At 48.5% G+C, this 25,947-nt stretch carries 26 protein-coding genes and 1 pseudogene; 16 read left to right on the forward strand and 11 right to left on the reverse strand.

Annotated elements, in window-relative coordinates; all coding sequences use genetic code 11:
- Positions 1-104: 104 nt before the first annotated feature.
- Both J1778_RS10140 and J1778_RS10145 read left to right on the forward strand, forming a co-directional pair.
- Positions 105-530 carry a hypothetical protein gene (locus J1778_RS10140; protein WP_217173072.1) on the forward strand — a complete coding sequence of 142 codons (426 nt, stop codon included), beginning with the start codon at positions 105-107 and terminating at the stop codon, positions 528-530.
- Between the two features lie 89 nt (positions 531-619).
- Entirely contained in the window at positions 620-1,060 is a 441-nt protein-coding gene (locus J1778_RS10145; protein ID WP_217173073.1) for a PACE efflux transporter, read from the forward strand.
- Between the two features lie 18 nt (positions 1,061-1,078).
- On the opposite strand, the gene J1778_RS10150 is transcribed toward J1778_RS10145, so the two are convergent.
- On the reverse strand, positions 1,079-1,582 hold the full coding sequence (locus J1778_RS10150; RefSeq protein WP_217173074.1) for a glutathione peroxidase: 504 nt from the start codon (positions 1,580-1,582) through the stop codon (positions 1,079-1,081).
- 227 nt (positions 1,583-1,809) lie between these two features.
- Positions 1,810-2,511: a B3/B4 domain-containing protein gene (locus tag J1778_RS10155; protein WP_217173075.1), complete on the reverse strand. Its 702-nt coding sequence runs from the start codon at positions 2,509-2,511 to the stop codon at positions 1,810-1,812.
- 43 nt (positions 2,512-2,554) lie between these two features.
- On the opposite strand from J1778_RS10155, the gene J1778_RS10160 reads away from it, so the two are divergent.
- The 6 genes and pseudogenes from J1778_RS10160 (at position 2,555) to J1778_RS10185 (ending at position 9,656) form a co-directional block, all read left to right on the forward strand.
- Positions 2,555-3,151, forward strand: a complete 597-nt coding sequence (locus tag J1778_RS10160) for a helix-turn-helix domain-containing protein (protein ID WP_217173076.1) — start codon at positions 2,555-2,557, stop codon at positions 3,149-3,151.
- Positions 3,152-3,317: 166 nt separating this feature from the next.
- Positions 3,318-3,443 (forward strand): annotated as a pseudogene (locus tag J1778_RS10165) (phenolic acid decarboxylase); the annotation flags it as partial.
- Between the two features lie 249 nt (positions 3,444-3,692).
- Positions 3,693-4,307, forward strand: a complete 615-nt coding sequence (locus tag J1778_RS10170; protein WP_238484651.1) for a TetR/AcrR family transcriptional regulator — start codon at positions 3,693-3,695, stop codon at positions 4,305-4,307.
- Positions 4,308-4,379: 72 nt separating this feature from the next.
- Positions 4,380-5,480: an efflux RND transporter periplasmic adaptor subunit gene (locus J1778_RS10175; protein WP_217173077.1), complete on the forward strand. Its 1,101-nt coding sequence runs from the start codon at positions 4,380-4,382 to the stop codon at positions 5,478-5,480.
- Positions 5,477-8,551 carry an efflux RND transporter permease subunit gene (locus J1778_RS10180; RefSeq protein WP_217173078.1) on the forward strand — a complete coding sequence of 1,025 codons (3,075 nt, stop codon included), beginning with the start codon at positions 5,477-5,479 and terminating at the stop codon, positions 8,549-8,551. The genes J1778_RS10175 and J1778_RS10180 overlap by 4 nt, the downstream gene beginning before the upstream one ends.
- Before the next feature lie 355 nt (positions 8,552-8,906).
- Positions 8,907-9,656 carry a helix-turn-helix transcriptional regulator gene (locus J1778_RS10185; protein WP_217173079.1) on the forward strand — a complete coding sequence of 250 codons (750 nt, stop codon included), beginning with the start codon at positions 8,907-8,909 and terminating at the stop codon, positions 9,654-9,656.
- Here the strand turns inward: J1778_RS10185 and J1778_RS10190 are convergent.
- Entirely contained in the window at positions 9,628-10,248 is a 621-nt protein-coding gene (locus tag J1778_RS10190) for an acyl-homoserine-lactone synthase (RefSeq protein ID WP_217173080.1), read from the reverse strand. The two genes, J1778_RS10185 and J1778_RS10190, sit on opposite strands and share 29 nt — an antisense overlap.
- Before the next feature lie 377 nt (positions 10,249-10,625).
- Positions 10,626-11,525 carry a GNAT family protein gene (locus tag J1778_RS10195; protein WP_217173081.1) on the reverse strand — a complete coding sequence of 300 codons (900 nt, stop codon included), beginning with the start codon at positions 11,523-11,525 and terminating at the stop codon, positions 10,626-10,628.
- A gap of 453 nt (positions 11,526-11,978) precedes the next feature.
- On the opposite strand from J1778_RS10195, the gene J1778_RS10200 reads away from it, so the two are divergent.
- Entirely contained in the window at positions 11,979-12,914 is a 936-nt protein-coding gene (locus tag J1778_RS10200) for a LysR family transcriptional regulator (RefSeq protein WP_217173082.1), read from the forward strand.
- Between the two features lie 448 nt (positions 12,915-13,362).
- Positions 13,363-13,698 (forward strand): DMT family transporter, encoded by a 336-nt coding sequence (locus J1778_RS10205; protein WP_217173083.1) that lies wholly within the window; start codon positions 13,363-13,365, stop codon positions 13,696-13,698.
- A gap of 28 nt (positions 13,699-13,726) precedes the next feature.
- Here J1778_RS10205 and J1778_RS10210 read toward each other — a convergent pair whose 3' ends face one another.
- The 3 genes from J1778_RS10210 to J1778_RS10220 all read right to left on the reverse strand — a co-directional run bounded on the left by J1778_RS10210 (position 13,727) and on the right by J1778_RS10220 (position 16,974).
- Complete coding sequence (locus J1778_RS10210; RefSeq protein WP_217173084.1) at positions 13,727-15,052, reverse strand: HdeD family acid-resistance protein; 1,326 nt, start codon at positions 15,050-15,052, stop codon at positions 13,727-13,729.
- A gap of 37 nt (positions 15,053-15,089) precedes the next feature.
- Entirely contained in the window at positions 15,090-16,358 is a 1,269-nt protein-coding gene (locus J1778_RS10215) for an MASE1 domain-containing protein (protein ID WP_217173085.1), read from the reverse strand.
- 178 nt (positions 16,359-16,536) lie between these two features.
- Positions 16,537-16,974 carry a GNAT family N-acetyltransferase gene (locus tag J1778_RS10220; RefSeq protein WP_217173086.1) on the reverse strand — a complete coding sequence of 146 codons (438 nt, stop codon included), beginning with the start codon at positions 16,972-16,974 and terminating at the stop codon, positions 16,537-16,539.
- Positions 16,975-17,458: 484 nt separating this feature from the next.
- On the opposite strand from J1778_RS10220, the gene J1778_RS10225 reads away from it, so the two are divergent.
- The 4 genes from J1778_RS10225 to J1778_RS10240 all read left to right on the forward strand — a co-directional run bounded on the left by J1778_RS10225 (position 17,459) and on the right by J1778_RS10240 (position 19,930).
- Positions 17,459-18,004, forward strand: coding sequence for a cysteine hydrolase family protein (locus J1778_RS10225; protein ID WP_217173087.1), 546 nt, complete (start codon positions 17,459-17,461; stop codon positions 18,002-18,004).
- A 131-nt stretch (positions 18,005-18,135) separates the two neighbouring features.
- Positions 18,136-18,582: a GNAT family N-acetyltransferase gene (locus J1778_RS10230; protein WP_217173088.1), complete on the forward strand. Its 447-nt coding sequence runs from the start codon at positions 18,136-18,138 to the stop codon at positions 18,580-18,582.
- Positions 18,583-18,839: 257 nt separating this feature from the next.
- Complete coding sequence (locus J1778_RS10235) at positions 18,840-19,283, forward strand: DUF3290 domain-containing protein (RefSeq protein WP_217173089.1); 444 nt, start codon at positions 18,840-18,842, stop codon at positions 19,281-19,283.
- Positions 19,284-19,294: 11 nt separating this feature from the next.
- Positions 19,295-19,930 (forward strand): DUF421 domain-containing protein, encoded by a 636-nt coding sequence (locus J1778_RS10240; protein ID WP_217173090.1) that lies wholly within the window; start codon positions 19,295-19,297, stop codon positions 19,928-19,930.
- A gap of 100 nt (positions 19,931-20,030) precedes the next feature.
- Here J1778_RS10240 and J1778_RS10245 read toward each other — a convergent pair whose 3' ends face one another.
- From J1778_RS10245 to J1778_RS10255, 3 genes are all read right to left on the reverse strand, one after another.
- Entirely contained in the window at positions 20,031-20,816 is a 786-nt protein-coding gene (locus J1778_RS10245; protein ID WP_217173091.1) for an alpha/beta fold hydrolase, read from the reverse strand.
- A 118-nt stretch (positions 20,817-20,934) separates the two neighbouring features.
- The gene (locus J1778_RS10250) at positions 20,935-21,810 is read right to left on the reverse strand and encodes an SMP-30/gluconolactonase/LRE family protein (protein WP_217173092.1); all 876 of its coding nucleotides are present in this window, start codon (positions 21,808-21,810) and stop codon (positions 20,935-20,937) included.
- Positions 21,807-22,673: an SDR family NAD(P)-dependent oxidoreductase gene (locus tag J1778_RS10255; RefSeq protein WP_217173093.1), complete on the reverse strand. Its 867-nt coding sequence runs from the start codon at positions 22,671-22,673 to the stop codon at positions 21,807-21,809. The genes J1778_RS10250 and J1778_RS10255 overlap by 4 nt, the downstream gene beginning before the upstream one ends.
- Before the next feature lie 143 nt (positions 22,674-22,816).
- Between J1778_RS10255 and J1778_RS10260 the strand changes: the two genes are divergently transcribed.
- The gene (locus J1778_RS10260) at positions 22,817-23,788 is read left to right on the forward strand and encodes a LysR substrate-binding domain-containing protein (RefSeq protein WP_217173094.1); all 972 of its coding nucleotides are present in this window, start codon (positions 22,817-22,819) and stop codon (positions 23,786-23,788) included.
- Positions 23,789-23,799: 11 nt separating this feature from the next.
- Here the strand turns inward: J1778_RS10260 and J1778_RS10265 are convergent, their stop codons facing one another.
- Positions 23,800-24,705, reverse strand: coding sequence for a LysR family transcriptional regulator (locus J1778_RS10265; protein ID WP_217173095.1), 906 nt, complete (start codon positions 24,703-24,705; stop codon positions 23,800-23,802).
- 172 nt (positions 24,706-24,877) lie between these two features.
- Here J1778_RS10265 and J1778_RS10270 point away from each other — a divergent pair, with 172 nt between their 5' ends.
- Entirely contained in the window at positions 24,878-25,891 is a 1,014-nt protein-coding gene (locus J1778_RS10270; protein ID WP_217173096.1) for a zinc-dependent alcohol dehydrogenase family protein, read from the forward strand.
- Positions 25,892-25,947 lie beyond the last annotated feature (56 nt).

Here is a 25,947-nt window from a genome sequence, read left to right on the forward strand (position 1 = left end):
TTTGTAACCTTCTTTTTCAGAAAAACACAGAAATAGTAAGATTTCCAACCACCTGTGTAACCGGGTTTTTGGTATAAAATTCATTTTATTAAGTAAGAGAAATCATGAAGCACACGTCAATATTACCCGCAATGATTATTGCCGCGCTGACTCTGTCCGGTTGCACGAGTTATAACTCATTACAATTGAGTAAGCAGCAATTGCCTGCCGTTTCAACGCAGACATCAACGCCTTATACCTACTATAAAATCGACCCGCCGCTTTATAACGGGGATGTCGTGCAATATGTTTTACAAAGCGGGGAAAAGGGCACAATCACGGTAAAAAAAACCACCCCTCAGACCCTTATCAGCGATGACGGGCGGGTAATTAATTTGTCTGATCTTGCCTCACTTAAACGCAAAGACATCTCGAAAGGGAAGACTGCCGCTGCGGTCGGCACCGGAGTTGCCACGACGTTAGTCGTCGCGGCGCTGGTATTTACCGCTGTCATAGGTGCAGGTTTTGCTGGCATGTTGTCAGCAAGCTAATGACTGCATAAATTAAAGCTACGTTGTGTATTGGTTTACGTTAGACCGTTTAACGTTAAGGTATTTGCGGTAAACTGGGGTCAGGTAAGATGAAAGTGGAGTTGAATAAAAGTACTGCCGAGAGGATTTTCCATGCGGTGCTTTTTGAATTGCTTGGCAATGTCGTTATCGCCATTTTTATTTCTGCTGTTCTGAAAGTGTCTTTATTACAGTCGGGAAAACTTTCTGTTATCTCCGCGATTACCGCAACAGTCTGGAATTATATCTTCAATAAGTCTTTTGACGCACTGCAAAGGCGTTATGCATTCGAACGGAATTTTATAGTAAGAATTCTGCATGCCGTGATTTTTGAAATTGTACTGGTGCTTTCTCTGACGCCAGTCGCTATGTTTTTACTCGATTTGTCATTAACCAAGGCTTTCGTGGTTGAAATAGGATTAATATTTGTCTTCCTTCCTTATACGTTAGTCTTTAACTGGACTTATGATTATATCCGCTGGCGTTTGGTAGCAAACAAAGCATCGGCGTAATTATATCCTGAACCTGCACTACACATTAATATTCAATTGCAGCATTTTTAATGCAGCAAGGATTGTCGCTTCCATTTTCTCCGGGGTAGTGATCGGTGCAAATCGCTTAAGGGGTTTGCCGTCGCGTCCGATCAGAAACTTAGTGAAGTTCCATTTGATCCTCCCGCCCAGGGCGCCGGGCAATTCATCCTTAAGGTAACGGAACACCGGGTGCGCTGCTTCGCCGTTAACCTCCACTTTCCCGAACATCGGAAAACTCACACCATAGTTGATGTGGCAAGTTTGCGCGATGTCGTCGGCACCGCCGGGTTCCTGTTTACCGAACTGGTTGCAGGGGAAACCCAGCACGACCAAACCCTCGGTCTTGTACTTCCTGTAGAGCGCCTCAAGGCCTGCGTATTGTGGTGTGAAACCACAATGGCTGGCAGTATTAACCACCAGAACCAGCTTGCCAGCGTAGTCTGCCATTGAGATATGCTGACCATCCAGACTGGTCGCCGAAAGTTGATAAAAGGGAGTCATGTCGGGATCCTTACGGCAGAATGAGTCAGACGCCGGTAGTGCGACGTCGCGGTGGATGCAGGTCCCACTGAATGGGGGGTTACGTAAACCCTGCTCTCCATTAATGATTATACCATGCTGTCAGCCCTGTGCCTTTGGCATGAAAACAAACATAAAGCCATCATCGGACTGCCAGGGGCGAGGTGCGGGCCACCCAGTTGAAAGACAAAATTGGATTTTATAAGGATTTATGCGTTGTGTAACTCTGCGCTGATGAGCGTGGTCTGGCAGCGGACGCCAGGCATCATCTTATTCAGGCCATCCGTCAGCATTTTTCCGGCGGCATGCAGTTCTTCCAGCGGCATCTGGGGAAGACTTTCAAGAATGAACCACATTTTACTGTCATCTGCGCTCAGTCTGGTCCGGACACCTTGTCGCCAGTTCCACCGGCGGCAGGTCACGCCGGTATCATCTCGCCAGATAACTTCCCCCGCGTCCGGTGACTCAGTTCCCGGCTGACCGTCTTTCATGGTGTCAAAAATTTCCGTTCCGTCTGCTACGACCAGCTGCGGAATTCCGTTATACGCCGCAAAGTTTTCGCCGCCAACCGGAACCGCATAACGCAGACTGACGGCGTTATACAAATCAACGACCGGATCAAGGGCAGCCATCGCACCGTCACGCAAAACACGCTTTCGCAGGGCTTCTGCGGAACAGGGCGTTCTCTTCGGTTTGGCCCCGAAGGCGCGAAAAACATCAGCCCAGGCACTCAGATGTGACTCTGCCCAGGCCGGTTGTCCTGCCAGAACAGCCTGACAGGCTTCTTTCAGCGCGTTTTCCCCAATTCTTTTATCTGTCAGTGGTGCTGCTTCCACGTTGATACTGAGCGCACGAAATCCAGGAGCAAGACGGTAAATCTCAGGGCTGATTGACGGTAAGGTGAGTAACATACGATAATCCTTTAATGACTATTTTATTGCATAATACTGACCGATGACCAAAAAAGTCAATATAATGACCGATACCAATGCGGCAATCGTAAACGAAGCCATTTCTGAACGGATCAAGCTTTACCGAAGCCAGAAAAAGATGTCACTTGATGAGCTCTCCCGCCGGGCAGGGGTGAGCAAAGGAATGCTGGTTGAGATTGAGGGATGCCGAGCCAATCCAAGCATTGCGTTGCTTTGCCGCCTGGCCTCTTCAATGGGCGTGTCCGTGGCAGATTTTGTGAACGTCGCCGGTAAACCTGCGGTTCATCTCATTGATGCCAGTGATATCCCGGTGCTTTGGAAAGGCGAAAAAGGTGGCAGTGCGCGACTGCTGGCAGGGACCAGCGGTCCGGATATGGTGGAGCTGTGGCAGTGGATACTGCATCCGGGGGAAACGTTCGAATCACCTGGCCATCCTGAAGGGACCAGTGAACTCCTCCACGTTTGCGAAGGTAAACTGACGCTGATCCTGAGTGAAGAGACTTACGTCATTATGAAGGGCTGCTCGGCGGTTGCCAGAACGGATGCCCCTCACGCTTATACCAACGACGGAAATGAGGTGGCGGTGTTTACAATGACGGTAAGTGAGAGAGCTCGATAAATATCGAAGTGTGGCCTTCGTATGCCTGGGTTATGAAGTGGACAGAACACCGCGTTTGCCCTGAACCGAAGGCGACATTGAATAGCCAGTTTACAGCCAGACCACAAAGTCGTCAGACGTTAAGCAACGCGATAAAAATCAAGTTTCACACCCGCTTCAGCACGGGTATCCTTACGTCGTAATCCCAGAGTTTGCAAAAGTAACCTACATGAAAAATGAAGGTCCGGATAATGACCAGGTGATCAATATGCCGCCGGGACAACTTCCTTCAGACTTCTTCGAGGGTAAGTAATCTTCATAGCGAGGCTTGTCTGGCTTGTCTTAACTGTTAACCCGGGGGGCGATGCGCCCCAATTATATTGGATCCGGCCCAGGTTTTGAGAAACAACCCCGACGTATTTCTGTTTCATTGCCCTGTCACCTCATCAGCACTTCTCAGCGGTTTAGAAAATAAAAAAGACTTTAACGATTTTTACTTGTGACCAAAATATAATAGGGTCACAAGCTAAATGTGTAATTAACCAAAATTCCAGGCTGAAAAATGACCGATAAAAAAATGTCCACTTCAACGCGAGGACCGTCTGATCACAGTATCCGTGACCAGATTGTTGAGGCTGCGATGGAGTACTTCAGCCATTATGGCTTTGAAAAAACAACCGTTTCAGACCTCGCCAGATCCATCGGATTTTCAAAGGCATATATCTACAAATTTTTCAGTTCCAAACAGGAAATCGGTGAAGTGATCTGCACTAATTGCCTTACGGATATTGCAGGGCGTCTGGAGGCCGCGCTGGCGGCTTCATCCTCCGCCACAGAGAAAATCCGCAACCTTTTTCAGGTGATTGCGCTGGGCGGAACTGAGCTCTTTTTCCGCGAAAGACGTTTGTATGACATCGCCGCCGTCTCATCACGTGACCGCTGGTCCGCGGCGGTTGAGTATGAGGCCGGGTTGCGCGAAACCGTGGTCAACATTTTGCAGGAAGGACGGTCTGCCGGCGAATTTGAGCAGACATCACCGCTCGATGAAACGGCTGCCGCTGTTTATCTGGTGCTGAGACCCCTTGCCGATCCGATTCAGTTGCAGATCTATCTTGATACCGCAGAAGCTGACGCCTCACTGCTTGCAACAATGGTGCTCAGGAGTCTGAAATCCTGACTAGTGACCATTGACATAATTAGTCACTAGTCAGAGAATGGCTGCTCATACTTTTTTTAAGTAAGGCAACCCATGCTCCGGCACACTCTCTTTTTGTCCGCCACCTGTCTGCTTCCGCTCCTGCTGACCGCTTGCGGTGATCCTTCAACTGCAACTGACGATCCCCGCACCCGGCCACCGCTTATCAGGACGTCCGGGGTAAAGCCTGCTCAGGAACAATCACGCGTTTTTAACGGTATTGTGGCCGCGCGTTTTCAGGGGGACCTCGGTTTTCGCGTATCAGGTAAAGTGCTGGAGCGGATGGTGGACAAAGGACAAAGCGTCACGCGAGGCCAGCCACTACTGCGCCTGGATCCTGCTGATCTTGCACTACAGGCACGCGCTGCTCAGGATGCAGTGACCGCCGCGCAGGCTCGCGCCCGTCAGACCGGCGAGGATGAAAAACGCTATCGCAGTCTGGTGGGGGGCGGTGCGATTTCTGCTTCGGCTTACAGTCAGGTTCGTGCTGCGGCAGATTCGGCGCGCGCCGAGCTGAGTGCCGCTCAGGCGCAGGCGCGCGTAGCCCTCAACGCGTCTCAGTACGTCGTTCTTAGCGCAGATGCTGATGGCGTGGTGGTGGATACGCTCGCCGATCCCGGGCAGGTCGTCAGCGCGGGACAAACGGTAGTGCGTCTTGCACGTGCCGGACAGCGCGAGGCGATGGTGAGTCTCCCGGAGACGCTGCGTCCGCAGGTCGGTTCGGTCGCGTCTGCCGTCATGTACGGCAGTCAGAGTGTCAGTGAAGCCAGATTGCGGGAGCTGTCAGATTCCGCGGATAACGCGACGCGTACCTTTGAGGCGCGCTATGTGCTGAGCGGCGCGGCGGCCAGTGCCCCGTTAGGCTCAACCGTGACCCTGCACATCCCTGAATCTTCAGCGACCTCAACCTCGTGGTCGGTGCCGCTCAGTGCAGTATGGGATGCCGGACAGGGTTCTGGCGTATGGGTGGTGGAAGGCAACCCCGCAAAAGTGAAATGGCATGCGGTCACGATACTCGGCATCAGCGACGACAGCGCGCGCGTTTCAGGCGCGTTTACTGCCGGACAGCAGGTGGCTGCGCTGGGGGCACATCTGCTTCGTGAAGGCGAAACCGTGAGAACGGCTTTGGCTGGCACTGAGGGGATCGCACCATGAGTCGCCATCGCTTCAATTTGTCGGCGCTGGCCGTGCGCGAACGGTCAATCACGTTGTTCCTGATAATCCTGATAGCCGTTGCTGGGCTAATCGCTTTTCTCGGACTGGGCAGGGCGGAGGATCCCCCGTTTACCGTCAAACAGCTGACGGTGATCACTGCCTGGCCCGGCGCTACCGCACAGGAGATGCAGGACCTGGTGGCGGAACCTCTTGAGAAGCGCCTGCAGGAGCTGAAGTGGTATGACCGTACAGAGACTTATACCCGCCCGGGAATGGCTTACACCATGCTTTCCCTGCAGGACAGTACCCCTCCGTCAGAAGTGGAGGAGCAGTTTTATCAGGCGCGCAAAAAGCTCAGTGATGAGGCGCGTAATCTGCCCGCGGGGGTGGCCGCGCCGATGGTTAACGATGAATTTTCCGATGTGGTGTTCGCGCTGTATGCCCTTAAGGCAAAAGGGGAGCCACAGCGCTTTCTGACGCGTGACGCCGAGAAGCTTCGTCAGCAACTTCTCCATGTGCCCGGGGTGAAAAAAGTCACCATTACCGGTGAGCAGGCCGAGCGTATCTATGTCTCTTTTTCCCATGACCGGCTCGCCACACTCGGCATTTCACCGGAACAAATTTTTAATGCCCTTAATGCTCAGAACGTTTTGTCGCCCGCAGGTTCGATACAGACACGCGGACCTGAAGTCTTTATCCGTCTTGACGGTGCGCTGGATACGCTGGAGAAAATTCGTAATACCCCCGTTGTTGCCGGTAATCATACTTTACGGCTGGCGGATATCGCTAAGGTAGAGCGCGGTTATATCGATCCCCCGGATTTTCTTATTCGTAACGATGGTGAGCCTGCGCTGATGCTGAGCGTGGTAATGCGTGAGGGCTGGAACGGCCTCGAACTGGGTAAAGCACTAAAACAAGAAGTCAGTACGATTAATGAAGAGATGCCGCTGGGCATGACGCTGACTAACGTTTCCGATCAGGCCGTCAATATCAGTGCTGCTGTCGATGAGTTCATGATCAAGTTCTTCGTGGCTCTTCTGGTCGTGATGGTCGTGTGTTTCATCAGCATGGGCTGGCGGGTTGGCATTGTAGTCGCCGCCGCCGTGCCGCTAACCCTCGCCGTGGTTTTCGTCGTGATGGCCGCCACCGGAAAAAATTTCGATCGCATTACGCTTGGCTCGCTTATCCTCGCGCTGGGCCTGCTGGTCGATGACGCTATCATTGCGCTGGAGATGATGGTGGTCAAAATGGAAGAGGGCTACGACCGTATCAAGGCCTCGGCCTATGCCTGGAGCCATACGGCAGCCCCAATGCTCGCGGGGACGCTGGTCACTGCTGTCGGATTTATGCCCAACGGATTTGCGCAGTCGACCGCCGGGGAATACACCAGCAACATGTTCTGGATTGTGGGGATTGCGCTGATCACCTCCTGGGTAGTAGCGGTGATCTTTAGCCCTTATCTCGGTGTGAAAATGTTGCCTGATATTAAGCCAGTAGAAGGCGGTCACACGGCGATTTACAACACCCGTCATTATAATCGCTTCAGACAATGGCTGACTCTGGTTATCCGGCGTAAGTGGTGGGTTGCAGGCGCGGTGATTGGCTGCTTTATCATCGCCATACTCGGTATGGGGCTGGTGAAGAAACAATTTTTCCCCACCTCCGATCGCCCGGAAGTCTTGGTTGAAGTCCAGATGCCTTACGGCACCTCAATTGAACAAACGAGTATCACGGCTGCCCGAATTGAGCGCTGGCTGCGTGAGCAAAAAGAGACGCAGACGGTAACTGCGTATATCGGCCAGGGCGCGCCGCGTTTCTATCTGGCGATGGCACCAGAGCTGCCGGATCCGTCTTTCGCGAAAATTGTGGTGCTCACCAGAAGTGAGCATGAACGCGATGCGCTAAAACAACGCCTGCGTGAAACCGTGGCTGACGGGCTCGCGCCTGAGGCACAGGTGCGTGTTACCCAGCTTGTGTTTGGTCCTTACTCCCCATACCCGGTTGCTTATCGGGTAACAGGACCCGATCCTGACGTTCTTCGCCAGCTCGCCACCAGGGTGAAAGCCCTGATGCAAGCCAGCCCGATGATGCGTACGGTTAATACCGACTGGGGTTCACGGGTACCGGTGATACATTTCGCGTTAAATCAGGACCGGCTGCAGGCTATGGGACTGACACCCGCCGACGCAGCCCGGCAGCTGCAGTTTCTGCTCAGCGGTGCGCCTGTCACGGCGATCCGTGAAGATATTCGTTCTGTGGAGGTCACAGGCAGGGCGGCGGGAGAGGTACGTCTCGATCCGGCTCAGCTTGGCGCACTGACGCTCGCTGGTGCCGGGGGGCAGCGCATCCCCCTTTCGCAACTGGGTGAAACCGAAGTTCGCATGGAGGATCCGCTGCTGCGTCGTCGCGACAGAATGCCGACGATTACGGTTCGTGGTGATATCGCCGACGGATTGCAGCCACCAGATGTGTCGGCAGCCATCACGCGCAAGCTTCAGCCTGTCATCGCCTCCTTGCCGCCGGGGTATCACATTGAGCAGGCGGGGGCCATCGAGGAGTCAGGCAAGGCCACCCAGGCAATGTTGCCGCTATTCCCGATAATGATTGCCCTTACGCTGCTCATTATCATCGTGCAGGTGAGATCGATGTCGGCAATGATCATGGTGTTTATGACGGCGCCGCTGGGGCTGGTGGGGGTGGTGCCTACGCTGCTTCTCTTCCAGCAACCTTTTGGCATCAACGCACTGGTAGGGCTCATTGCACTGTCCGGCATTCTGATGCGTAACACACTGATTCTGATAGGCCAAATTCATCACAATGAGCAGGAAGGCCTTAGCCCTTTCCGTGCCATCGTGGAAGCCACCGTACAACGCGCGCGACCCGTCTTACTGACAGCACTAGCAGCTATTCTGGCTTTTATTCCCCTGACGCACTCGGTGTTCTGGGGAACGCTGGCATATACACTGATTGGCGGTACTTTCGGCGGCACCATTATTACTCTCGTCTTTTTACCTGCAATGTATGCAATCTGGTTCAGGATCCGCCCTGACGATGAGAAGGTTTCTGCATAAATGTCGGGCAGGCAAAAAGGTTTGTTCATCACCTCCCCGCATAATGGCCGGTTCTGCCGGCCTTGTTATCCGGCTTGATCGGGTAAAAAAAAAGCACCCAGCGGGCGCTTTCATCAAAAAAATTTTATATTCTTAAAATTTAATTTATTATAGTTTTTTAGTACGAGTGTTTCCCTGGTGTTGGCCGTCCATTGGCCTCCTCACACATTGTTCGGAGCAGTGTGTGAGGTTTCTTTTTCGTAAAAGAAGGTATCATTGATTGTAATGGGCCGTAAGTTGTACTTAAGTCCTGAAAAAACCTGTACTTAAGTATAGATGTCGGCATTAAGGGATAAGCAGCCCTCAGGGAGTCAGTATGTTTAGTGCTTTTGAACAAAATCACACGATCACTGAAACATTGAAAGATTATATCGACCGTAAACTGTGTCCCCTTGGAAGTCCTGACTACGCCTATACAGTGGTGCGGAAAAAAAATCCTGCAGAAGTCCTCATCATCTCAAGTTATCCTGATGAGTGGGTCAATCTCTATCGGACCAACAATTTTCAGCTTACCGACCCGGTAATACTCACCGCATTCAAAAGAACCTCTCCCTTTGCGTGGGATGAAAACATCACGCTGATGTCTGAACTGAAATTTACAAAAATCTTTTCCCTTTCCAGACAGTACAACATTCTGAATGGCTATACCTTTGTGCTGCATGACCAGATGGGTAATCTGGCATTGCTGTCTTTTATCATTGCCGACCATAGCCAGCAAGAGTTGGAAGAGCGACTTACTTCTGAACGTGGGAACTTGCAGATGCTTCTCATCGATATAAATGAACAAATGTATCGGCTTGTTGGTGGTATACCAGCCCGTGGGCGTCAGATGACGGCAAGAAAGGAAAATAACATTTTCACAATACGTGAAAATGAGGTGCTTTACTGGGCCAGCATGGGGAAGACCTATGCAGAAATTGCGACTATTATCGGCGTTTCAGTCAGTACGATAAAGTTTCATATGGGAAATGTCGTTGCTAAGCTGGGTGTCAGTAACGCCCGCCAGGCAATCAGGCTGGGCGTTGAACTGGAGCTGATTATACCGGCAGCGTCAGCGGCCAGGTAAACAAAGAGTCTGTTTGGCTGTTAAGTCCTCTGGCCATGTTCAGCTGATCTTCCTGCCCGGCAGGAAGATAGATCAGATAGATGCGTTCCCGCTCACTAAGAAATGCCTCTTTAAGTGTCTGAATTTGCCAGCCTGAGCGTTTCAATATCTTCAACATGGCGCGACTTACGATGGTATAAATACCGGTGTGTCCGTTATCCTGAGCCCAGTTTATCATGGCAAGAAAAAGTGCCTGACTGACAGGATATCGTTCGCCGAGAAGCTCCCGGGCGCGCAATTTGTCGACAAAGAACCGGCTCGATTCAACTCCCGCAGAAGGAAGTGGAACCGAATCAAAACACGCCCGAAACGTATGGGTTATCATGTTTGGCTGGTCGAGAGCGGTAAAGCGCACGCTGCAAACGAGTTTCCCCTTACACAGTCCGAGAATATAGCGTGTTGAGTCATTGTCGAACTCATCAAACTCCATATCTTGCTGGCAAACTACTTCCCATCCCAGGCGATCACTGAAGGTTGTTTTTCTTAGCCGGTAAAGTTCATCTACTCTGGTCATTCTGAGCTCTTCATAGCTCACATCAAACAGTTCAAGCATCCCATTATCCTGTTAATAAAGCGTTGTATCCCGTAAACCGTACATCATTATCCTACAAAACTGGGCAATCGCAGACCCGAAAATGCACCGAATAACAGGATGTTAGTAAAGTAATAAATTTCTCGTCGAATCCCGCTCAATGGAAAATTACAGTTCCGATCCCACATCCGCAACAATACCTGCGCGTTTATTGATTTGACTCAAATCTGAGCAAGGCTTTGATCAGCAGGTATATCTCGCCCGGACCTCTGATTTATCCTGGCACTGATATTGGGAAGGGAGCAATCTGGCCGTGATCTCAAAAAGTGCGTGGAACAAAAACGGGTCTGTTTGCAGTTGCAGTATAAAATGCGAACCGGCGACAACTGAGGTCCTATTTACATGAAGATTGTTTTACCCACAGGCACCTTATTGCACCAACGCGTTTTATAATCCCACTTGGGATCATATAATCCAATTGAAAATAGCCTCTTTTTGTTTTTATCATTACATAACTTGTCTGCTTCATTTATATTCAGCCACATAAGTATACTTCCGACGCTCAGATGTGAGTAATCCGGATCTACACCACCATTAGGCACATCAAAATATATCCATTTATCCGACTCTGCCTTAAGTATGAAATCATATGCGCAGGGTAACGAACCATCAATAAAAAGAACATAACCAAAAATCATATCTTTAAAGTATGTGAAAAAATCTATCAAAATTTCTTCATTGTAGCATTTCACATTATCCTGGAATCTTTTTTTGAAAAGAAGCACATATATATTGGCAAGTTGTTCTGGTTGTAGTTCGTTTACGTTTTTAACGACCCCTCCCTCTTTAATGAATTTATTGAATTCATTTCTTCGGTTTTTATGGCTCTTTTTTGAAAAATCATCTTTGGCCAGACATATAAATTTCTTTTTTGGTCTGAACTTCGTGAAAATTGCGTTATAAAAATGGTTGGAATGGGCAGAGGATATCTTATTTGAACGCCCAGGGAGGAATACTTTTTTATTTATATTTACAGGCAATATGATTTCATCACTCGTTATGGGATATGTTCTCCACAGATTAACGCCAATCTTGTTACTGATTTCAAAAAAACAGCCTTGAACGGTACCTTTCTCTTTATAATGATAAAAATCTATTTCGCATATTTTCTTATCTAAAAGATACTGCAATATTTTAGGGTGTGTATTGACACTCCCTCCAAACTTGTAATAACTCTGTTGATATATGTCGAATGAAGAACATTCCCAGCCAAATATTTTCTTAAGCATTTTATTCATAATTTCAATCTTTTAAAATAATTTAAATTTTCAATATAACGCAATCAATACAAATATTTTTATGAAGTACCCGTTGGCGACTGCTCTTGCAGTTCTCTTAATAGCATGAGGGATACAGATTTTGAAATAACTTAACCCCTGAGAAAGAGAAAAAACAATGAGTAAACCTAAAGGTATTAAATGCTTTTTTTTCATGATTAGTTCTCATTCTATTCAAATGTTAAACCTAAAAAAATCAATTTGTTTATAATACATTTACATTTCAAACAAGTGAATGAACAAATGAGAAAATTAACTTTTCCAAATTGGAAAAATAGGAATTATGTAGTTAGCTACACAATAAAATAACATAATAGAGAATTATGCTATATAGTTACCAGAGCATCATGTTTATCCCTTATTTAAAATTTCATGCTATAGTAAATTTTGTTTTTATTTCTTTGCAGGTGAAACTTGAAATATAATAACACTCGCGAGCTTCGTGATTGGGTGATTTTTATAAAGACAATTGAGAAGGAGAACCTTTCTCTTGCTGCTCGTGAGCTCGGTGTCAGTGTCAGCACCGTGAGTAAGGCTATATCCAGGTTAGAGGATTATGTCCAAACGATGCTGATTAAGAGGGATGCTCGTAATTTTGAAATCACTTCTGCGGGTCATATTGCGTATAGTAAAGCGAAGAATATTACTGAATCCTTTCAATCCCTGCTGTCTGAATTGCAGAATCCTGAACTCTTAATTCAGGGGGACATAAAATTTTCCGTACCCTCTGTAGTATGTCAGTTGCTTGCTAATCATTGGACAAGTGAATATATAATCCAAAACCCTATGGCCAGGATTGAGATAAAATCACAGGAGCTTTTTGAATTCAATCATGATGTAAAAAACTTCGATCATGTAGCACTTCAATACGGGAATATTCAAAGACCAGAACTGGTACATAGAGAACTAAGCTCTGTTGAGCTTATTAGCTGTGCCTCTCCTGAATACATTAAAAAATTTAATGCTTTAGACAGGCCCGACAATTTCGAAGGGCATACCCTGTTGATGGTGGATAATTGTAATCTAAAAGATAATATGATTTTTTCAAAAGGGGATGAAATTGTTTTTCTGGACAAAAATCACAAACCTTCTATTAAATCTAACGATTTTCTGGCTCTTTTCAACTTACTCCTTGAAGGGAAAGGGCTGCTTCTGGGTACACCCAAATGGCTAGCATTAACACATATCCGCGACGGAAAGCTTGTGCAGATCATTCCTGACTGGAAACTGGCTAATATACCCGTCTATCTCGTCTGGATGCATAGACCCTATTATTCCCCTCTGTTTTTAGATTTTATTAATTATGTGGAAAAAAAATGGAACAATTTTAACCAGGTTTATTTAAAATGACCTGCACTCAGGATTTGATACAACGCTCAGTGAGTCATGCAGGATCTTGACCTGCTCCCCGTATGTGAACCAGCCATAATCAGGAATACCTGGCTTCATTCTGGCTGCATATTCAGAACCATTAGCGGTTTTCATCAACTGCGGTAAAAGGAGACTGAGCGCTATCCTGTGCAGCATCCGGGTCACTTCTGACGAGCGCCGATTACGCCACCCGCATATCCCCAGGCATTTGCGGGTAAAAAGGTCGATCTCCGTCTACAGACGAAGTCGTCGCCCGTCAACCAAAGCATCAGAAACAAAATTCATGTCCAGACGTGGCGTGGATGTAGGCCCTGAGCTTCGGTTGCCGCCGCGACGTGTTTAATAGCGGATGATTTCCCGGTTGTTTAAACTTTAGATTGAGTCGGGTTATATACTCTTCCAAATATTTTGCATAAGAGGAAAGAAGATGCTCAACACTTATATTATTCTCGCCATTTCTATCTGCGCTGAAACGCTGGCCACAACCATGATGAAAGCTTCAGATGGCTTTACCCGAATAATCCCAAGCATGGTTGTGGTGGTGGGATATGCTATTTCTTTTTATGGTCTTTCCCAGGTGGTCAAGACCATGAATATTGGTATCGCTTACGCGATTTGGGCGGGGATGGGGATCTTTTTGGTTTCCATAATGTCATTTCTGTTTTATAAGCAGAAGCTCGATCTTCCTGCCATCATGGGCATGGTTTTTATTGCTGTGGGAATTTTGATTATCCAGCTGTTCTCTAAATCCGTTACCCACTGACTGACTCCCAAGATATCCCGTCAGTGCGCTATTCATCGCCCTCGCTGTTGTCATGCCGTTTGAAGCGAACGCGTTGGTACCAGGGCTTTGGTACAGGATGGATGATGCTGCGCAGCGCCCTGGAGTAATCCATCACCAGACCTGGCGTCCAGGCCATTGAGATAGCGCGTTTGCGTAACTGAGCGGCAACCCAAAGCTCAGGCATAGTGAGCGTTCTGATTATGGATAGCCAGCTTTCAGTACGTCCGGAGAGCACACCATCCAGGGCGTTTTCCAGCGCGTAGGCAACACTGCTTGAACAGTTGCGATAGGTCAGGTTATAGGTTTTTGTTAATTTGTAGTCACTCCAAAAACGGTGTAAAGCTTTTCCGTTATATCTGGTGAAACAAATTTTCCGATCTGAGTGGCACCATTCAGCCGCCTCGGTGGCATAGTCAGGCTGGAACCTTCCCAAAACATCGTTATCACGTGTTGCTTTAAGTGTATTCAAAAACTCCGATGGCGAACGGTCGATATCTTCCGCTGGGTAAAGGCTGATGTAAATACTGTCAGGAACTTCCAGCGCAGCGTGGCCGGTTGATATCACACCTTCTGAGTCTACTGCGGCTATGTAACGGTTGATCAACGGGCGCGGAATAGTTGATGCGCTGGCTGTTCCTTCTGGCGTCCATATATGAACGGTGAGGGGTTCGCGAAAATCAGTAATCACTTGCGAAGTAACGTCTGACTTTAACGTGCCACTTTTTTTCAACTCAAAACCTATACCTTCAGGCGCTAAAAGTTCGAATACAGAAGTCCCTTCCTGCAGTCGCATAACCCGAAGAGCAAGGCGTACGGTATGAATACCGCTGAAAACCATCAGTGTTCCCAGGAAGAAAGAGACCGTAGCTTTGTAATGTGTTGGGTAGGGACTGAATATGAAAATGGCAAAAACGATTTGTGCCATGCCGTTGAAAAAAGAACTCTTCCAGTTCGGGAAACGCACAATCCACGCTGAGAAAATCACAAACAGACCAATCACGAAATAGGCAAATCCGAATACGATCGCCAGGAGCAAATTGCTATAAGACTGGTTTGATAAGATAAGAAGCGAGACGAAACAAAAGATGCCCCCCTTAAAGTAGAGGAGCGCTTTTTGTGCACCGATGCCTCCCGACGCTATGCTTAGCGTCACTAAACTTTCCGTGAGCAAAAGCAAGCCAAAAAATCGTAGAGGGAAGTACGTCACTCCGTCCAGACCGTCGAGGAAGATGGCCAATCCGAACAGGCTCCACAGGCTCCCAAACAGGATCAGATATTTGCCCCAGTAACGCATAAAATCAACGCCGAACAATAATAATGCAATCTGTATCACAAGTCGGTCTCTCTTTATTAAATCATGACGTCTGAGTTTAAATAGCCAAATCGTAATGGCTGGACTGCCAGTTCCCGACAATAATCAACGAGTCAGCATTTGCCATGGTGATACCGCCGCTGTCTACCAGCGTTAGCCACTCATCATTATTCGACTTAATACGAAAAATGACGGTATCGTGCTGGCTCGACATCGAATTAAACCAGTGTTGATTGAGTTTTTCTCTGTCTGAAGGATGTACATGACTTAGCACTTTCTCAACCGTATCGAACTCTGTCAGAGAAGCAGAATCCAGCAGCGAAGAGAGATCATTTTCCCAGGTAAACTTGCCAGTTTCAGGCTCAAGTCTGTAAAGTACGCCGTTACCTGAAAGCCTGCCTGTATCTGGATTGAAACGGGTTGTCGAGCGTCTTAATACGCGTACAAATACGATGAGCAATGCTGTCGCAGATAGATAGCTTAGCGCCAGTAGCAGTGACTCGACGAGGCTAAGGTTGCGCAGAAAGAACGGACCCTGATGCATGTCGGTAAAATGGATGACAATCAGCCCCAATACCAGCAGGCCGATGGATCCTCCACGGTTGCCCCATACCAGGGCGAGCATCAAACTCAGGACAATAGGCAAGCAGGAAAGGGCGAAATAGAGCGCGGGAGCTTCGGTTTTAAGCCATGTGTCACTATAGCCGAAAATAAATACTGTCAGGGCACAGATCGATAGCAACAAGGCAAGGCCTCCCAGCTGCTTCGTCCAGGGGAGGAAAGCCTGATGCCCACGCTTGTTCACGAAACCCATCACCACAGTTGTGGCAAAGAAAATCCCGGTCACGTCAGCAACGAAACCGTTCCAGATAGTTGTCATTATCGGCTGTCCGCTGAGGAACGCGTAACCTCCCGCCACGATTAGCGCATCCAACATGCTGATGACAAAAGTGGAGCATATCCACAAAATAATGACGTGCAGATCATCATTTGGCCGCGCGAAGCGCCGGACGATCCAGGCAATGAGAACGTTGGCTGGCATTTCGAGGAGTGAATAACCCACTGAGATAAGAAAAGTGGGGAGATTCTGCCAGGCCCGGTCCTGTAGTACGCTCGCCAGAACAAAGATAAGGATAAGCGCGGGATAATGGCGCCAGCGGGCAGATAAAAAGGCCGCTACCGCCACGCCAGGAGGAAACCACACGATAGCAATCGCAGAATTTGTGTCGTCAAATTTGAGAGACATCAATCCTGATAAATAATAAACCAGCCCCCATAAGAGCAGGATCGCAGTTTGCTGCAGCCAGGAGGGGATATTCGTTTTCATTTCTGATCAACTTTGGGTCAGGTAAAGGACGCAGCATCGCTGCTGTGGGCCGTTAATTAACATAAATTTTAACAACCCTTTGCTGAAATTACAAAATCAGCTCCTCACAGGATATTTCAGGAGCTGTATATTTCGAAGAGCGAAAAGCGGACGTCCAGCGGAAAGATAAAATTGGATTTTAAAAGGATTTCTTCATAAATATCCGGCTTGTTCCTTCCGGCGCGCAGTCAATACGCCCAAACTCTTCCCAACCGTGTTTTTTGTAAAAATCAGGAGCCTGAAAGCTTATCGTATACAAAAATGCTGCAGTGCAGCCCCTTCTTCGCCCTTCATCCTCGAAGCGATTTAGGATATCTGTGCCAAGCCCCATTCTCCGCAGCTCTGGTGGTAGATAGAAAAGATCTATAAAAAGGAGGCCCAGTGAGGAACGTCCTTGCATTCCTCCAAGAACTTCACCCGTTTTCGTTGATTTTAGTAATACCGATAATGGCTTACGATCACTGATTCCCGTCATTAAATCGTTGAAATCATTAAGCCCTTCTTCAATGGGCAATAATTGTTCAGCATCAGCATTTTCACAAATCTCAAAACTTATCTCTTCAACAGTGCTATTCATTTCAAATGGCCTATTCGTTGTATAAATAACTGTTTAAATATACAGTCGTAAATCCAAAATCCCAGCTTTTTTTCTGTTTTGCTCTGCCACTTGCACTAAAGCATGTTCCGGCCGTCCATCTGGTGAGATGAAATATCTTACCGCCAGCTTTGAGCAAAAGCCGGTATAGGCTCTTTTTCGTGGCAACAAGGGCTGTATTTCATTCAGGTTAAATATATTGAATCCGGTATTTGCTCAGTGTTATAAGAAATGATCAGTATTTATGATTTCTGCTGTTTCCAGTGCCTGATTTTCATCAAATAAATTAAGGTCAGAAAATGATTAAGTCAGTTCAGCCAACAACCACAGTCACCACCACTACCGGAACCTGCGGCGGTGTGGGCGTATCTGTGACTGACTCCTGACAAAACAGATCCTCACTCCCCGCCAATCCGGACGGGGAAGAAAATCTCTCCGTTCATAATATTCTGAATGGAGAAACATTATGATTTCATCTGAAAATGCACTTATCGTTATCGATATGCAGCAAGGACTTTTCCGTGGCCCGACATCTCCGCATTCAGCCGGAGCGGTTCTGTCAAATATTTGTCTGCTGATTGCAAAAGCAAGACAGGCTCAGGTGCCCGTCTTTTTCGCCCGCCACACCGGACCCGATGACTCCCCCTTATCTGAACAAAGTCCGTTAACACAACTGATACCTGAAATGGACGTGAACGTTGAGCGGGATATCGTATTTATTAAAAAGCACCCCAGCTGTTTCCGCGATACCGGCCTGCAGCTTCAGCTCATCCAGCGAGGCGTGAAGCGGGTGGTTATCGCCGGGATGAAAACAGAATTTTGTGTCGACACAACCTGCAGGGTTGCCTCGGAACTGGGATTCAGGACCGTGCTGATTTCAGATGCGCATACAACTATGGATAACGAATTTTTATCAGCAAATGAAATTATTGCTCATCACAATGTCACGCTGGCCGGGCCGTTTGTGACTCTGGCAACTGCCGATAACTTGAGATTTGCTCCTGACGATTGAGTTTGAGCGGAGAGCCGTCCGCAGGGCGGCTGAAAAATCCATTTTCGTTTCTGCCACGAACCTGTCGGGTGAGTATCTGGTTGATATATTTGGTATCATCACATTTTAAATCATGCCTGAGACCTTATCTGATGGGTATAAACATAAGACCGGCACTTGTTTCTGATGTCGGGAGTATTTTCGATGTGAGAACGTCGGTGATTGAAAATCATCTCAGTCGTGAGGAAATGCGGCTGATGGGGATCACTGAAAGCGTTGTGGCAGATATGATCCTGAAAAACCCCTGTGCCTGGGTCGCAGTTGATAATGAAAAAATTATCGGTTTCTCGATGATTTTACAGGATGAAGGCTGCCTCTTTGCGGCATTTATTCGCCCGGAATATGAAAATAAAGGGGCAGGGCGTAAGCTTGTCATGGCTGCTGAGCAAGAGTTATTTAAACACCATGATGTAGTCTGGCTGGAAACCGATAAGAACAGCCGTGCTGCGAAATTTTACAGACATCTCGGTTGGGGTAATGAAACGGCTATTAATGATGCTGATATCAGATTAGAGAAAAAAGAGAAGAGCATTCTGTAATTCAATTGTACGCAAAGAGAGTTAATGCGTTATGCCCCTTTATTCAATCCTGTCAGGCGGGGCAGTCAGAAGAGAATGTCGTTGTATTACTTGAATTTGTGAAATTAATGTATAAATAACGTCCGTGTAACACTCAAGGTATTTGACAATTACTCTTTAATTTTAACAAAAAACCAAATCATCATCAAGATAATTGACAATACATAGCTATAATTATAAAAAGCAGAGAGCCTTAATCAACAAGGAATGGTTTTACTATGAATTTTTATGGGATAAGTTACCTGCAAACGCAGTCAAATATAAATGATTATCTGAAGTATGTGATTATTTTTAGTACATTGTTTGTTTTGATTGTCGTTTTCAGCTTGTATATGCGTCATCGCCTGCAGACCCGATATCGGGATTTAACGATTATTGCTTTTTTGTTTTTGCTGTTCGTTTCAGGTGTTCAGTATGCAGATTATGCAGACAGTGAAAATATTCACTCCCAGTCGTCGCAAATGGTTAATTTTGTCACGTTATTATCAAGGCAGAAGAATGTCAGCATAAATGATATTTATTCCAGCTCAGTGCAGTTATCCGATGGCGTGATCGTTAAAGTTAACGACGGCTATTACCGGGTTAACTTAAGTTCAGATCAAAACACCTATAACTTAACAGACGTCTGGTTAACAAACCCGGAAGTTAACATCATAAAATAACGAGAAATCAAATGCCTATATACACACCTATCATCATCAAATTGGGACTGGGGATACTGTGCCTGATTGTCCAAATCAACCTTATGGGTAAAGGCAATCTTGCCCCGACATCTGCAATGGATCAGGTTCAGAACTACGTTTTGGGCGGTATCATCGGGGGTGTCATCTACAATGAATCAATAACGGTACTGCAATTTGTGCTGGTCTTAATTATCTGGACGTTGCTGGTCTTCATTCTTAAATTTCTGAAAGAAAATAACCGGTTTGTGAAGCGGATTATTGATGGTAAACCCATTACGCTGGTACATAACGGCAATGTGGATGTTAAAGAATGTTTGAGAAATGGCGTTTCAGCTAATGATCTGATGTTTAAGTTAAGATCTAATGGCATCTATGAAGTTGAGCAGCTTAAACGCGTGGTCCTCGAACAGAATGGTCAGTTAACGATTATCCAAATCGGCGACGAGAATATTCGTTATCCCATCATCGTGGATGGATCAGCAAACTTCGATCTGCTTGAGATAATTAATAAAGACGCGGAATGGTTAGAAGCCAGGATCGCGGAGCAAGGTTTCAAAAAAATCAGTGAAGTCTACTTAGGTGAATATCTTTCGGGCAGGATTAATTTGTACGGATATACGCGATAACTGACCTGAATTCTCCTGTTCATACAGCACTGAACCCAGCGTCGGATAAGACCGTGATCACTATCAACGGTCTTGTTTCTTAAAAGTGGGACGTTTGCCCTTACTTATTCATTATCGCCGCCAGCACATCGCCCGGTTTTTCAAGCACAGCCAGATGAGTTCTCGCATCTTCAAGACGTTTCACATCAAAGAAATCATGCGCCTGAGCAAAACGCTGCTGTAAGGCTAAATAACCGTCATCTCTGTTGAGGGAATAGATATGGGTAGCCATGGGGGGATTTTTGAGTTTTTCCAGACGCTGGAGCGGTGAGCCATATTGATGATAGGCGTCGCTAATCACCTGTCCTGCAAGGCGCCACAGTGTGTAACCAGACTCAGACATCCCGATTTTTAGATGATCATTCATAATGGCCGAGTCGCTGCCCGCTAACCAAAAATCGTACAGTTCATCCCGCGCAGATTGCCAGCTGTCTTCACGCTGCATCTCTTTGATCGACGTGAAGAACGCCGGCGCAGGTTCATTCATGATCCAGTCAAGAAATATGACTTGAGGCACGCGATCCGCCAAACTTTCTGCTAAATCAACCGCTATCCAGCTGGCATGCGCGACGGAAACAGGCACAACGCGGGTCAGGCCAAGATGGTCAATCAGGGTCAACGCATCGGTTAATAACGCCGCACCGTCAAAATCCTGACCATCGGTCGATGACTTACCATGGCCACGCCAGTCAATGATGACGACACGGAAGAATTCGGCGGCCAGTTCAGCGAAGTCATTGAAGACGGTTTTTGGCTGACACCAGCCCGGCATGAGGAACAGCGTCGTGTCGCCCTGACCGATATCCAGATAATCAATATCCCCATGATGCGTAGGTAAAACAGCCATGTCAGTGTCCTTCCTGAAGTGAATGAACACCTAACTTATACGATCCTCCAGCAATTAAACAAGCGTTTACTTGTTTAATTGGTGTTATATGATGACACTCGCATCCGCTGTGATGGATTTACCGCAGGCTCATCCCCCGTATCGCCTGTTGTTGTATTTCGCGTTGGTAGTCAATTTTCAGCAGTGCCCCTGCAAATGGCATATGTTCTAACTGCCTTTCCGAAAACCCAAGTCGTGCCGAGGTGACATACAGTGATTGTTCATTATGACCAAACGCACAGCTTGTCGGCCGCTGAACGGGAAGGGGGATCAGGTGGGCAATTTCTCCTTCCGGAGATATCCGCGCGATGGCCGCGCCATCGAAGAGCGTACTGAGCAGAAATCCATTCTGATCGACGATCAGTCCGTCAGGCTTGCCTTTGCCGGGATCAATACTGATAACGACGCGCCGATGGCTGACGTCGCCCGATGTCGGATCGCACTCATAGCGATAAATTTCTCCACGCCGGGAATCCGTCACATAGAGTATTTTGCCGTCGCGGCTGAACCGCATGCCATTGATAAGTGTGAAACCTGAATCCAGGGTGTGCCAGTGACCATCAGGATCCAGACGATACAGATAACCTGTTCCGTCCTTCAGTTCTTCATCTATCAGTCCGACCCACAGGCGGTCTGCGCTGTCCATACACGCGTCATTAAGCCGAAAGCCTTCTTGTGCGTGTGGCGCGGTGGCGATTCGGTATCTGTTTCCTGCTGCGTCAATTTGCTCAACATGACAACCCATGCCAAGGAGTAACTCACCCGAACTTTTTTCTGCAACAAAACCGAGCGGCGCGGGCATCGGGTGGCTGAAATTTCTGCCCGTGGCGGGATCGAAAAAGTTCAGAGAGGCCCCCAGCGTATCGACCCATAAGAGTCTGGCTCTTGAACGGCTCCAGATAGGAGATTCCCCCAGTATGGCCTGGCCTGCAGCTATCACCGAACCGCCATTCACGAGCGCGGTTCCACTGCGGCAATGGCGATTGACGCCCAGTTTTGCGCAACCTCCAGAGCGGTGGATGCCTGAACCGCCCGAAGATTTCGGGGGTAATCTACCCCCGCGGCCTCCGCCACTTTGGTGGCATGGAATTGCCCGTTCGCCGCACGCAGGATCCACCCGCCCTCAGTACATTGTGCGCTGGCAAGATATGCCACGCCCGGAGCCACTGCCGATGGCAGGAGTTCATCAGGTTCTTCTTCTGCACCCCACATACGTGTTTTGGCCACGGGGGAAACGGCATTCACGATAATGCCGTCACCTTTGCCTTCCTCCGCCAGGACATTCATGAGCCCAACTACCGCCATTTTGGCTGCCGCGTACGAGGCCAGTCCCTGATGAACATATTGTGGATAAAGCGCCCGGCAAGAGGTGGTCATCACGATGCGCCCATAGCCCGCCGCTTTCATTGCGGGCCAGGCCGCCTGGGCAAGCCAGAGAGGCGCCTTTGCCGCGACAGTCATCATGCGGTCAAAAGAGCGCTCCTCAATCATCCCGATTTTTTCGTAAGCCACCCAGCCCGCATTATGGATCACGGCATCCAGCCGCCCGGCAACACGCAGTGCGTCTGCGCACAGTTTATGGCAGCCATCACGTGTGCCAAGGTCTCCCGTGATAACCCGTACGTCCAGTCCTTCTGAGCGCAACGTATCAGCCGTGCGCTCTGCTACCTGCGGATCGGCGCCTTCGCCCTCTGAGTTGGTACCGATGTCATATATCAGAACCGTTGCGCCAAGCTGACCGATACACCGGGCATACGCCAGGCCCAGTCCGCGAGCTGCGCCGGTGATAAGTACGACCTGATCTTTAAACGTCACCATCTCATTTCTCCCGTTAACACGCTTTCATTGGGAAGAGAGCATAAAGTCACGCTTACGATAGATAAAATACTGACTATGATGCTCTGTGATACTTTAATTGTATCGGCAGTCAGCCAGCGCAATGAATACAGGGAGAGCCGGACATGGCGACAGAGAAGCAGGCCCGCATAACTTTACGGATGATGGAGCAATTCATCGCCGTCGCGGAGGAATTGCATTTTCATCGTGCTGCACAGCGCCTGAATATGTCTCAGCCGCCGCTGACCCATGCGATAAGAAAACTGGAAGAGGATTTGGGCGTCACGCTGATTGAGCGCGGTAACCGCGTACTTGGCCTGACGCCGGCAGGGGAGATGTTTGTGCGTGAGGCACGTGAAACGCTCCGGCAGGCCGAAAAAACCCTTATCGCAACGGTTGATGTGGCTGAGGGACGAACAGGGGTTTTACGGCTGGGGTATGTCGGCAGTGCGCTTTATGGTCGCCTGCCTGATGTGATACGTGAATTCAGGGCAAGCCATCCGCAGGTGCGTCTTGAACTGCGTGAAGCGACAACCGCTTCTCAGATTGCTGCTTTACGCGATGGGATGCTGGATATCGGGATACTGATCCCGCCTCTTGAAAACGCGGAAGACGTCGTGAAGACCCGCTTTGACCAGGACCGTCTCTGTATGGCGTTGCCTGAAGATCATCCCCTGAGTCAGCGGTCAAATCTGACGCTCGCCGATCTGGCCGCTGAGCCCTTTATTCTGTGGCCAATGGATGAAGGGCGAAGCTTTCATCTGCAGGTGATCCGCCTGTGTGCCAGCGCAGGTTTTGTGCCGATGATTACTCAGGAAGCGCACGGGATGCACGCTGTGCTGTCACTGGTGTCTGTCGGGGGCGGGGTGTCCGTCGTGCCACAAAGTATGAGTGGCTTTCGCGGGGATCAAATCAGCTATCATCCCTTGTTCGGTACTGAGCCCGAATTCGAACTCGTTCTCGGCCATCGTCACCTGTCTCCTTGCGCACGGGCTTTCCTGGATTGCGCGCAAACGAAGCCGGAGGGGGTGGCGAAACCCGCAGTCTGCGGGAAGCATCCTAATGAGTCGGAACAGGATAGAATGAACTTTTTGTGACGGTGTCACTGTTATTCCTGATACTTTCTGGCAAAGACATCGCAGAACCAGTCGATAAAAACGCGGACCTTTGAAGGAAGGTAGCGGCGATCGGGATACAGAACAGACACAGATTTCGTGACAGGCGCATAATCGGTGAGCACTTCCGTGAGTCTGCCAGACTGAATGTGAGGTTCCAGCGCTGTGCGTAACGCATGCACTATCCCCAGACCTTCCAGCCCGCAGGAAAGAAGTACATCAGAATTATTAACCAGCATATTACTCCCCGGTCGCCGTGAAATAATTTCTCCGTTCATCACGTACTTCCAGTCCATCACTTCGCGGCTGTGTTCACTGAAAAAATTCACCGCTTTATGATGCACAAGCTCATCCGGCGTCAGCGGAATACCGTGTTTATCCAGATATGACGGCGCAGCACAGGTGGCCATACTGACTCTGCCCACATGGCGCGCGCTAAAACCGGAATCGACTAACTCTCCCAGACGAATGACGCAGTCAACACCCTCTGTAATCAGATCAGTCAGGCGGTCAGATGCGGTGAGTACAATGTCAATTTGCGGATAAAGGTTTTGAAACTCACTTAAAGAAGGAATAAGGATAGCGTGTGTCAATGCAAGCGGAGCATCAATGCGCAAGCGCCCGCGCGGCGGCTGACTGGGAGAAAAAACCGCCATCATGTCATTGACGTCGGTTAAAAGACCTTTGGCGCGCTGATAAATTTCCTCCCCTTCAGCCGTCATACTCAGGCGGCGCGTGGTGCGGTGCAGAAGTTTTACACCTAAATCATCTTCAAGGTGTTGAATGGATTTACTGACAGCAGGACGATGTAATTGCAAGGCATCTGCGGCTTTGGTGAAACTGCCCAGTTCGACAACCTGAACAAAAATACTCATTAACTCAAGCATATCAGAGCGCATCGTTTTCTCCTCCTCCGGTAAATTCTACACATCTATGACCATCAACGCGGAAGGTACCTTACCCGAATTGTTTCCCCTGCAATAACACTGAAATCCTTTGCGATGACTTTTTCCCCTCTCTTTCACGCTCTAACATGACTTTATCTTATGCAGACAAAGTGGAAGCAACAAAATGAAAGCATGGTTATTGAAAGATTTTGGTCTTGAAAATTTGCATCTCGAAGACGTTGAAACCCCGACGCCGGGGCCAGGTGAACTTCTGGTTAAGGTAGGCGCGGTCTCCCTGAATTTTCGTGATAAAGCGATTGTTGAAGGTTTTTATGAGCCCCATTTGGTTCCCAAACCTCTTATTCCTGTCTCCGACGCTGCGGGAACCATTGTGGCCGTAGGAGAGGGGGTAACACGTTTTCACACCGGTGAACGCGTCAATTCACATCTCTATTCGCGCTGGCTGGATGGCGAACCCGCAGCAGATGAACCAGCCTGGTGTATGGGTATGCCCCTGCCGGGAGGACTGGCTGAATATATGATTATTCACGAAGACAGCGCCGTCAGAGCGCCGGACAACATGACTGATGAGGAAGCGTCAACATTGCCTATCGCCGCGCTGACCGCCTGGTATTCGCTGATGGATATTGGTCGTCTTCAACCCGGCCAGACAGTTTTGGTACAAGGTACAGGCGGGGTATCTGTTTTTGCTGCTCAGATTGCACATGCGTACGGTGCGAAAGTCATCGCCACTTCAAGCAATGATGCCAATCTTGAGCGAATCAAGGCGCTGGGCGCTGATGAGGGAATTAACTATAAAAACACGCCTGACTGGGAGAACAAAGTTCTTGAATTAACCGGGGGTAAAGGAGCCGATATTACGGTGGAAGTTGCGGGAGGTAACGGGGTTAATCAGTCAGTTGCTGCCACTAAAGTGGCCGGGACGATTGCTCAGGTTGGCTTTCTCACCGGTCAGACCTCACAGCTTGATCTGATGCCTTTGATTTTCCGGCAGACAACGATACGCGGCATTGCTGTTGCACCACGTTCATCCTTTGATCGCATGAATCCTTTCCTCACTGAACATAATATCAGGCCCGTCATTGAGCAGGTATACAGCTTTAGCGACGCGGTTGAAGCGTTCAGACACCTTTCCCGTGGCGCATTCGGTAAAATCGTTATTAAGATTGGCGACTGATCGCCAGAGATTACTTTTTGTAAACACGCGGTATGACCCCTATCCCCTGATAATAA

It is taken from the genome of Rahnella bonaserana (assembly GCF_019049675.1).
GTDB lineage: Bacteria > Pseudomonadota > Gammaproteobacteria > Enterobacterales > Enterobacteriaceae > Rahnella > Rahnella bonaserana.